Here is a 9,567-nt window from a genome sequence, read left to right on the forward strand (position 1 = left end):
ATGATAAAATGCATAGTATCAAATTTTTCTACATCTGATATTATGCGTTTTTTATAATTCTAATACTCTTCGAAAATCTCTTCAAACCACGTCAGCTTCGCCTTGCCGTAGATATATGTTACTGACTTCGTCAGTTCTATCTGCAACCTCAAAGCGGTGCTTTGAGCAACCTGCGGCTAGTTTCCTAGTTTGCTCTTTGATTTTCATTGAGTATAAGATGAGTAGGGAGGAAGAGGTAAAAGTTTATGCCCAAACTCTTCACATAAGAACTCTAGCTTACCCATTCTATGGAATCTTGCATTATCCATTAAAACTTCCAACTCATACTCTTCTAAAATCTATTCAAACCACGTCAGCTTCACATTATATATGTTGGTGACCTCATAAGACTTATCTGCAACCTCAAAGCTGTTCTTTGAGCAGCCTACAGCTAGCTTCCTAGTTTAATCTTTGCTTTTCACTGAGTATTAAGTTAAAAAATGGGGCTAGTCAAAAAGTCTTTAAAATCAAAAAACGCATAATATCAGGTATTGAAAACCTTGTACTATGCGTTTTATTGTGGGAAGATTTACTTCATTTTTTCCTGAAGTCGAGTTTTTTCCCTGACTTATTGATTTGGACTATTCGTTTGATGTACTACTGCTTGAGCTTGAATCTCCACCACCGATATATTGGGTAAAGATATTTTGGAAGGCTTGGTCCTTAACCTTGATATTGACTGCTTGCAATTCTTTTCCGATAATGCTTTGAACAAATGTTGAATCATTTTGTTTTTGAGTCAAGATAACAGTTTTTAATTTTTCTTTGTAGTCATCAATATTAGATGATTTTTCTGTTTTCTTAATGAGTTTTACAATGTAATATTGGCTACTGTAGGCTTGTGTGCCAGTTGCTGTAATCACATCAGAAACGCCGTTTACATCTAAAGCGAAAGCGGCTTTCTTGACTTGCTCAGGTACTTCCGTTGAAGCAGAATCAAAGGTAATTTCTCCACCATTTTCTTTTGTTTTTTCATCAGTTGAGTTATCTTTGGCTAATTGAGCAAAATCAGCACCTTCTGCCTTGGCTTTTTCGAGAACTTCTTTGGCCTTGTCTTCATTGTCCAAACGGATGATTTGAGCCGTTACATCTGGAGTGTATTCGTCAAAGGCCTTCTTGTAAGCATCATCTGTCAATTCAGCTTCTGCTGCCTTCTTAACTGCCAACTCAACTAATTTACTTGTACGAATTTGAGCTTTACGTGTTTCAAGAGTCATACCTGCTTGTGACAAGACACGTTGGTAGTTTTCACCATATTGTTTTTCTTCTTCGGCAATAGTATCATCAACCTCTTTATCATCAAGCTCTGAGCCATATTGTTTTTCAAAAACTTTTTGGATGGTCATATTTAACAAGACTTGTTGGGCTGAAGGGTTGCTTTTCACTTGCTCATAAAATTGATGTTCTGTGATGACATCCCCTTTCATGCTGATAAGGTCTGCCCCTTCTGAACCTTTCGAACAAGCTGCTAAAGTTGCTACTGATAATAGTGTAATGGCACCTGCCAATAGTTTTTTCTTCATGTCTACTCCTTTGAGATAAGTGTTACTCTATCTATTTTACTATATTTTCTTAAATTTTTCTGAAAATCATTCGCTGTCAGGCAATTGAACATCTGCTACATTTTTACGAAGCATGAGAATGCCGTCCCCCAGAGGTACTAATGTTGCGGTGAGTCCTGGATTGTCTAAGGTTGCATCAAATAGTCTTTGAAGTCCTCGATAAATGGTTCGCTGGCCACGACGAACTTCCATAATGTCCTTGGCAACATCACCACCTTGAAAAATATCATCCAAGACAACCACACCTCCAACTTCCAAATGTTTGAGGATTTCTGGCAGAAAGACGATGTATTTAGACTTGGCAGAATCCATAAAGACGAAATCATAAGACTCTGTCAGTGTAGATAAGACGTCTACCGCATCTCCCTCTAGGAGAGTGATTTGCTTGCGACTGTCAAACTGGGCAAAATTTTCCTTGGCAAAACCAATCATTTCTGGATTACGGTCAATGGTTGTAATCTTAGCATTTGGCGCATGCTCTGCCATCAAGAGAGCTGAAAAACCGATAGCCGTCCCAATTTCCAGAATGTTTTTAGGTTGCATGGTTTCCATGAGAAACCTGAAATAAACAACCGTTTCATGGGGAATAATGGGAATATTTTCCTTGCGGGCAAAGTCTTCCAATTCTTTCAAGGAACCTGTGACTTGCTTTTGACGCTGACGCATCAAGTCTACAATTTCTTCCTTGACGACAGGGCGACGCATGTTATGGTTGGCATTTTTACTATACGATTCAACCATCTTACGCCAATCCCAATTTTTCAACAAGGGCTTCAAACTCATTCAAACGACGTTCAAAGACTGCAAAGGCATCGTTGAGATAGTCTTCCTTCTCCATATCAACGCCAGCTTTTCTCATGACATTAAGTGGATAGTCAGATTTACCTGCCTTGAGGTAGTCGATATAGCGGTCACGGTCTTCTTGACTACCATGGACAATTTTTTCAGCCAAGGCTGAGGCCGCCGCAAAGCCTGTTGAATATTGGTATACATAGTAGTTATAGTAGAAGTGTGGAATCCGAGCCCACTCGTATTGGATTTCCGGATTGTCTTCCTTACTCAAACCATAATACTCTTGGTTCAAGTCAGCATAGAGTTTATTTAAGAAATCGCTTGTCAAGACTTCACCATTTTGATCCGCTTGGTGAATCGCGTGTTCAAACTCAGCAAATTGAGTTTGGCGGAAAACTGTCCCACGGAAACCGTCTAGGAAGTTATTGAGAATAGCAAAGCGCGTTGCATCGTCTTCCACTTCTTCCAATAATTTCTCCGTCAAGATATTTTCATTGGTCGTTGAGGCAATCTCAGCCAAGAAGATCGAATAATCTCCGTAAACATAAGGTTGCGTTTCACGAGTATAGCTTGAATGCATACTGTGACCTGTTTCATGAACAAGAGTAAAGAGATTGTCCAGATTGTCCTGCCAGTTAAGAAGCATAAAGGCATTGGTATCGTAAGAACCACCAGAATAGGCACCTGAACGCTTTCCTTGGTTTTCGTAAACATCAATCCAACGCTCGCTGAAGGCACGTTTAACACGGCTCAAGTAATCCTCACCCAAGACTGCCAAGGCATCTTCTGCTTTTCTCAAGGCTTCTTGGTAGGTAAAACTATATTCAACAGATGAAAGTGGTGTGTAGACATCGTACATCTTGAGATCTGAAATTCCCAAGATTTTTGAACGAAGTTCAAGGTAACGATGCAAGAGTGGCAAATGCTTGCGAACTGCTGCTACCAAATTGTCATAAACATTTTCTGGAACAAAATTAGCCGCTAGGGCTGCATGACGAGCGCTCTTGTAGTTGCGAACTTTAGCACGATAGTTTTGCACCTTAACATTGGTTTGCAAGGTTTTAGCATAGGTGTGTTGGAATTGTTCGTAAGTCGCATAAAGGGCTTGATAGGCCCCACGGCGAATCTCACGATTTTTAGACTCCATCAAACGTGTGTAGGTCCCATGAGATAGCTGAACTTCCTTACCATCATCGTCGAGGACATAAGGGAACACAATATCCGCATTGTCCAAAATAGCGAAGGTTTCGCTTGCTGAACCAAAGATTTCTCCAGCTCCAGCTAATAATTCTTCTTCGCGTTGTGAAAGAACATGATCCTTTCCTTGCAAAAGCTTGTCAAAATAGTGTTGATAAACCTGCAATTTTGGTTGAGACTCTAAAAAGTCAGCATACTGCTTTTCACTAATTTCCATAAATTCAGGATCATAGAATGAAAAGGCTTGGTCTAGCTGACTATAGAGTGTCATTGCTTTGGCATAGTACTCTTGATACTTAGCTTCACGTGTATCCTGATCATTCTTCATATGAGCATAAACGTAAAGCTTCTCCATCTGGCGTTCCATTTCAAGAGAAAATTCAGTAATTTCGAGTAGGCTATCCGCACTATCCAAGAGATGGCCTTCATACTGGGCTACTGTCTCCAGCTGTTCTGTTAAATCTTTTAAGGCTTCTTCCCAAGCCTGGTCAGTTGGGTAGATCGTTGATAGATCCCATGTATCTTTTTCATTTATTTCGTTTCTTTGTAATACCATTAGATTCCTCCATCCTTTCTATTCTACCATATTTTTCAAGAAATATTGCTGATAAAAGGCTGGTGGATAAAGCTTTTGCCAATCATTTTGAGGATTTTCTTGGTAATAGATTTGAAAATACTGATAATAGCTGGTCAAATCCTTCTCAATTTGGCAAAAATCACCTACTAGTGGTCGAATTTGTGGATACCATTCTTTCAGCCCATAAGTCAGGACATTTTCTCCCTTTTGATAGGCTTCTGCTTGTTCTTTCATCCAAATGGGATTTTGATAGTACAGTTGTTGCCGGATATAACAACAGATGTCCTTATCCTCAGAAACTGTAAAATGAGATATTTTTTGTTTCTTATAGGGAAAACGTAATATCTCCAGTAGACTACCTTGACCACAGGGAAATTCCTTGATTTGATAATGGAGTTTACCTCGAAGATCCTGGTGTATGAGATATTTAAGCCTTAAAATCTGCTTTCCCTTGTCTACTTCCCAAACATAAAAGCCCATGTTTTGACTAAAATAGAGAAAACCTTGTTGCAGACGAGTCAAACGCTCCTTGAGCCAAAGTTTTTCTCCCAGTAGCCACAGTACTTGGTAACCCTGGCTACGATAACCCTCACTGCGCTCTTTAAGAACTTTTTGTGGCAAGGGACTACATTGAACCTCTAAAGCTAGATTGCCATTTACAAACACATCCGCAATCTGTTTAAGTTCTGGAAGCAGGTATTCTAATTGAACCTCTGAATCTTTTTTCAACCAGTGATAAAGTGATTCCTTATTGGCCAGATGTTCTGAACTTTCATTTTCAGAGGAATAATCACAGTCTTTTAAGGATTTATGGGCAAAATGGGTCCGTACACTTGGTCCTTGACGCAAACGAAGCTGACCTCCACAAGCTGGGCAGGTGTATGCTTGCTTCTCAAGCTTATCCTCTAACACATTTACCAATTTTCCCCTAGCATCTCTCGCAACAAACATGATTTCCCTCCTTTTCTATATTATTCGTAAAAAAGAAAAAAGATCAGGAAAATTCCTAATCTTCATTCATTTTTATTTGATTTTCTTGGCTAGCATGGTCGCAAAGCGTAGTTAAATACGATTGCCATTTTCATCGCGACGGTGCAAATGGCCTGGATTTTCATTGTACTTAACCAATTCCCAATCCTTGTAATAGTCTGCCAATTCCCCTTCTTTAAAGGTGAATGGGAAGTTCACTGAGCAAGGATAATCCTCCGTGTCCATAGCACAAACGATAAGATTATAGCCACCAACACTGGTTTTATCCTGCATATTTTGAATAATAGCTGGAATGCAGTCTGCTTGTAGAAACATGAGAACAACAGTTGATACGATAAAATCATATTCTTGTCCAATGCTAGCTGAATTGATATCGTAAAGGCCAACAGGCATGTCCAAATCTTCCTGCTCCACAATGCTTTGCAAGATTTCAAGAGCCAGTCCATTTTGATCTACAGCCGTCACATCAAAATCTTGCTGGGCTAGAAAAAGAGAATTACGCCCCTGACCACAACCCAAATCCAAAGCTTTCCCTTGTTTCACTGTCTGCATGGCCTCTAGGACCTCTGAATGAACAGGATTGGTATTGTATTTTTTAGCAAAATAATCCTCAGGTTTACAATAAAATTCCAAGTACCATTCCACATCATCTGTGGCAGCTTCCACTCGGTGCCAGGCTTGAGGTTGGGCCATTGGATTGTCTGCCCCTGCTTCAAAGAGGTGTTCAGCTAGAACTTCCCCTTCTTCTGTCAATTCAATAAACTTGAGAGCTCCCTTCAAGACAGTAATTTTCCCCCAAGTCCCAACTTTTGTATTGTGCTTTTGCTGAACAGCTTCAGGCATTGTTTGTTTATTCCACAAAGGCATGCGTTTATAGGCAACTAATTTTTCCATTTTCAATTCCTCTTTTTATCGCTGATTAACAGCTTTCATCACACGCGCGATATCTCGATTTTGCTCACGACGTTTGATAGACTCCCGTTTGTCATAGTCATGCTTCCCTTTGGCAAGTCCTAAAAGAAGCTTAGCGTAGCCATCTTTTATATAGACCTTAAGGGGAACTAAGGTCATTCCTGTCCCTTTGGTCTCTTGTTCCAATTTTTGAATTTGCTTTTTATGGAGCAGGAGTTTACGACGACGTTCTGGTTCCTGGTTCCAGATATTGCCCTCTTCGTAAGGCGCGATATGAACATTGCTCAGCCAAACTTCTCCATTTTTCACTTGAGCAAAGCCATCCTTGAGATTAATTCGAGCAGCTCGTACACTCTTGATTTCAGTTCCAGTCAGGACCATCCCTGCCTCTAGCGTATCTACGATTGTATAGTCGTGGCGTGCCTTTTTATTTTGTGCGACGACCTTTCCCTCGCCCTTTGCCATGCTTGGCTCCTTTCTTAGCTACTTCCTTGTAAAAAGATTTCTTTCCTTTTTTCTTCTTGTCTTTTTGTGAATGCTTACGCTTATCATTTGAGCGTCCTGATTTTCTCTTGTCTTCCTTCTTATCCGAACGACGATTTGAACCACGCCCTCTGCCACTACGACTAGACTGTTTCAAGCCTTTTTCAATCACATCAAACTCACTAGGTACGAATGAAAAATCAATCTCTCCAGTCATTTTATCCGCTCTTTCAACACGGATACGGATCTGCTGACCCACTCGGAAAGTGATACCTGATTTTTCTCCACGAAGAGTCAAATCACGCTCATTGAAATGATAAAATTCAGGTAGATTAGTGATGTGAATCAAGCCTTCAACTGTGTTTGGCAATTCGACAAAGAGACCGAATTTGACAATACTTGATACAACTGCATCATACTCTTCACCCACGTATTCTTCCATATACTCAGCCTTTTTCATGGCTTCGACTTCACGCTCAGCTTCTATGGCACGACGTTCACGGTTGGAAGACTGGGTCGCAATCTCTGGAATCACTTGTTCAAAATGCTCTGCTATTTCCTTAGAACGGCCGTAATCCCGAATCATACGGTGAACAAGAAGGTCTGGATAACGACGAATCGGACTAGTAAAGTGAGTATAATAGTCAGCCGCAAGTCCATAATGCCCGTGATTATACTCCGAATAACGAGCCTGCTGCATGGAGCGAAGAAGCATCATGGACAATACATCTGCATAAGGTTCCCCCTCAACTGCTCGCATAATATCTTGAAGTGCCTCTTGACTCATTTCACTAGCAGTCCCATAGATTCGAATACCGAAACTCGAAGCATAATCAATAAACTTCTGAACCTTTTCAGCCTTAGGCTCCTCGTGAATTCGATAGATAAAAGGTAGGTCCAGCTTGCTGAAATGCTCGGCAACTGTTTCATTGGCCATCAACATAAAAGACTCAATCATCCGCTCGGCAACACCACGCTGACGAAGAACGATATCAACAGGCTTACCTTGTTTATCCACTAAAATCTTGGCTTCATTGGTATCTAAATTGAGGGCTCCACGTTTCACACGCATGTTTTCTAGCCTTTCGTGAAGTTTGGCCATAAGTTCGATACTAGGAACAATTTTCTGATACTCTTGTCTCTTTTCCTCGTCGCTTGCTAGGATATCATTGACATCGCTATAGGTCATACGAAAACTGGTCTTGATAACTGTTTGTGTAATGGTATAGTTGACCACACGACCATGTTTATCAATCTCCATAATGGCAGACTGGGTCAGACGGTCAACTTGGGGATTGAGAGAACAGATGCCATTTGATAGTCGTTCTGGAAGCATTGGAACCACACGGTCAGTCACATAGACAGAAGTTGCGCGGTTAAGAGCTTCCTTATCAAGGGCAGACCCCTCGGTCACATAGTAGGAAACATCTGCGATGTGAACACCAAGCTCCAGATTTCCATTTTTCAAGGCCTTGATATGCACCGCATCGTCCAAGTCCTTGGCGTCAGCACCATCGATGGTAAAGATAATCTCATCTCTTAGATCCAGACGACCTTCCGTATCCTTTTTAGACGGAGCATCAGGCACACTTTCTGCTTCCTTGACAACAGCTTCTGGAAACTCGGATACAATGTCCATTGATTCCAAGACCTCAAGAACATCAATTCCGACATCTGTTGAGTGTCCCACCACATCGAGAACACTCGCGACAAAGAAATCATGTTTCTTGCTTGGGTATTTATCGATAAAGACCTTGAGAACTTCTGTTCCCTCCAGTTTAAGGGCTGGTTTCTTAACATAGATGGGTTGGCTGATTTTCTGATTTTTCGAACGGATATAGCCTGCATACTTAGGTTTTTCCTGATCCAGAACGATTTGACCTACAACAGTTGTCAAACTGTGTTCTAAGATATCAATAATTTTTGCTTCTGCTGCTGTTCCCTTATTGCGGTCAGCGACTTTCTTAATCACTACCTCAACGGTATCACCATCAATAGCATAGTTGACATCGTTTTTTCCTACAAAAAGGTCGTCCTCCTCGCCTTCCAGACTAACAAAGCCAAAGCCATTTTTATGGGCATGAAAAATCCCCTTGAGGGTAATCTCATGTTTTTTCTTAATTTCTAATGTCAGACTACCATCTTCTTCAAAGCGTATCTGATGCTTTCTTTCCATTAGGGACAAGGTTTTAATCAACTCACGAAAATCCTTGGAACTATCTTTTCCCAAAGCCTGAGCCAAATCATTAACAGTCACCTTTCCCTTATCTTGTAAATATTCTTTTATTCTATCTTTCATATTTTCTTTCTAGATTTTTTAATTTTCTTTTACTGTAAAACCTTCTCAAACATCCTTTCATACTCAATAAAAATCAAAGAGCAAACTAAAAAGCTAGCCGCAGGTTGCTCAAAACACCGTTTTGAGGTTGTGAATAGAACTGACGAAGTCAGCTCAAAATACTGTTTTGAGATTGCAGATGAAAGCTGACGTGGTTTGAAGAGATTTTTGAAGAATATAAAAACAAAAAGAGGCAAAGACCTAGTCCTGCCCATTATTTTCTTATCTACTTGATAATACCGTCAATGCTAAGGCAATGGCTAGCCAGAAAAAGACTAAAATCCCTGTCAAACGCTGCATCACAGCTTCGAAACCGCGTGCTTTACTGCGTTCAAACAAATCACCTGAGCTGGCATCAAATACATTGCTGGATTGGTTTTTAGTTGGTTGCATGAAAATCGCAATCACAATCACAACAGATAATACTAATAAAATGGTTAATAATAGGTTATACATATCAAACTCCTTACAATCCCTATTATTTTACCATAAAATCTACTTAGATTCAAGATGTAGGGTTACTTTTCTTTCCTTGGGACAATACTTTAAAACCTCAATCTTGTCTGGATGGGTTTTTGAATTTTTACTGGTTAGGTAATTGATACTGCCACAAGAGGAGCATTTGAGATTAATTTTTACTCGCACTAGATTTCCTTTACTTTTATTAGACTTCCTGC

General features: G+C 40.2%; 9 protein-coding genes and 1 pseudogene. All 10 read right to left on the bottom strand.

Features of this window, described 5'->3' with window-relative positions; translation table 11 throughout:
* Window positions 1-218: 218 nt before the first annotated feature.
* Window positions 219-314 (bottom strand): annotated as a pseudogene (locus HT691_RS01480) (IS630 family transposase); the annotation flags it as partial.
* 306 nt (window positions 315-620) lie between these two features.
* Complete coding sequence (gene prsA, locus HT691_RS01485; RefSeq protein WP_000727950.1) at window positions 621-1,562, bottom strand: peptidylprolyl isomerase PrsA; 942 nt, start codon at window positions 1,560-1,562, stop codon at window positions 621-623.
* A gap of 66 nt (window positions 1,563-1,628) precedes the next feature.
* Window positions 1,629-2,342 (bottom strand): O-methyltransferase, encoded by a 714-nt coding sequence (locus HT691_RS01490; protein ID WP_007285038.1) that lies wholly within the window; start codon window positions 2,340-2,342, stop codon window positions 1,629-1,631.
* Window position 2,343: 1 nt separating this feature from the next.
* A complete protein-coding gene (pepF, locus tag HT691_RS01495; protein WP_000244148.1) occupies window positions 2,344-4,146 on the bottom strand; it encodes an oligoendopeptidase F in 1,803 nt (600 codons plus the stop codon).
* 18 nt (window positions 4,147-4,164) lie between these two features.
* Window positions 4,165-5,118, bottom strand: coding sequence for a competence protein CoiA family protein (locus HT691_RS01500; protein WP_000495916.1), 954 nt, complete (start codon window positions 5,116-5,118; stop codon window positions 4,165-4,167).
* Window positions 5,119-5,229: 111 nt separating this feature from the next.
* Window positions 5,230-6,051, bottom strand: coding sequence for an SAM-dependent methyltransferase TehB (gene tehB, locus HT691_RS01505; protein ID WP_138705912.1), 822 nt, complete (start codon window positions 6,049-6,051; stop codon window positions 5,230-5,232).
* Between the two features lie 15 nt (window positions 6,052-6,066).
* The gene (gene smpB, locus HT691_RS01510) at window positions 6,067-6,534 is read right to left on the bottom strand and encodes an SsrA-binding protein SmpB (RefSeq protein WP_001051750.1); all 468 of its coding nucleotides are present in this window, start codon (window positions 6,532-6,534) and stop codon (window positions 6,067-6,069) included.
* A complete protein-coding gene (gene rnr / locus HT691_RS01515; RefSeq protein ID WP_138705911.1) occupies window positions 6,497-8,851 on the bottom strand; it encodes a ribonuclease R in 2,355 nt (784 codons plus the stop codon). Before rnr ends, smpB begins: the two co-directional genes overlap by 38 nt.
* Before the next feature lie 261 nt (window positions 8,852-9,112).
* Window positions 9,113-9,346: a preprotein translocase subunit SecG gene (gene secG / locus HT691_RS01520; protein WP_000282517.1), complete on the bottom strand. Its 234-nt coding sequence runs from the start codon at window positions 9,344-9,346 to the stop codon at window positions 9,113-9,115.
* A gap of 39 nt (window positions 9,347-9,385) precedes the next feature.
* Window positions 9,386-9,535 (bottom strand): 50S ribosomal protein L33, encoded by a 150-nt coding sequence (gene rpmG, locus HT691_RS01525; protein ID WP_001809104.1) that lies wholly within the window; start codon window positions 9,533-9,535, stop codon window positions 9,386-9,388.
* Between the last annotated feature and the right edge of the window lie 32 nt (window positions 9,536-9,567).

Source organism: Streptococcus sp. 477 (genome assembly GCF_013277295.1).
GTDB classification, from domain to species: domain Bacteria; phylum Bacillota; class Bacilli; order Lactobacillales; family Streptococcaceae; genus Streptococcus; species Streptococcus pseudopneumoniae.

Coding starts and splice junctions, on each gene's coding strand:
- prsA (WP_000727950.1), bottom strand. CDS start 1,562: ATGAAGAAAAAACTATTGGCAGGTGCCATTACACTATTATCAGTAGCA.
- HT691_RS01500 (WP_000495916.1), bottom strand. CDS start 5,118: ATGTTTGTTGCGAGAGATGCTAGGGGAAAATTGGTAAATGTGTTAGAG.
- smpB (WP_001051750.1), bottom strand. CDS start 6,534: ATGGCAAAGGGCGAGGGAAAGGTCGTCGCACAAAATAAAAAGGCACGC.
- secG (WP_000282517.1), bottom strand. CDS start 9,346: ATGTATAACCTATTATTAACCATTTTATTAGTATTATCTGTTGTGATT.
- tehB (WP_138705912.1), bottom strand. CDS start 6,051: ATGGAAAAATTAGTTGCCTATAAACGCATGCCTTTGTGGAATAAACAA.
- rnr (WP_138705911.1), bottom strand. CDS start 8,851: ATGAAAGATAGAATAAAAGAATATTTACAAGATAAGGGAAAGGTGACT.
- pepF (WP_000244148.1), bottom strand. CDS start 4,146: ATGGTATTACAAAGAAACGAAATAAATGAAAAAGATACATGGGATCTA.
- HT691_RS01490 (WP_007285038.1), bottom strand. CDS start 2,342: ATGGTTGAATCGTATAGTAAAAATGCCAACCATAACATGCGTCGCCCT.